Raw genomic sequence first — 278 nt, 5'->3', positions numbered from 1 at the left:
CGGTACTGCTCAACAATACGACGGTCACGGCGCCGCCCGAGCGCCGTTATAGCTCGTCGATCGACGGCCTGACGTATTTCGCCGCCGCCGCGGACGTCACATCCCTGGTCCAGGGCAAGACCGCGTTCACCTTCGGCGGCCTGAGCGTGTCGACCGCCGACATCTACTGCTCGAACAAGCAGAAGGAAAACGCGATGGTGGCCGGGTTCGCGCTGGTGGTGGTGTACTCCCACGCGTCCGAGCGCTACCGTACCGTCAACGTGTATGAAGGCCTGCAG

1 protein-coding gene is annotated in these 278 nt (G+C 64.0%); it reads left to right on the top strand.

Features of this window, described 5'->3' with window-relative positions; all coding sequences use genetic code 11:
* The coding region (locus tag ACNKXS_RS15475; protein ID WP_417921664.1) for a hypothetical protein at window positions 1–278 on the top strand (278 nt) is incomplete at both ends.

Origin of the sequence: Christiangramia marina, from assembly GCF_048285865.1 — a bacterium.
Taxonomy (GTDB): domain Bacteria; phylum Bacteroidota; class Bacteroidia; order Flavobacteriales; family Flavobacteriaceae; genus Christiangramia; species Christiangramia marina.
Note: the sequence above shows the minus strand (reverse complement) of the source record. Positions and strands in the feature narration are given on the sequence as shown.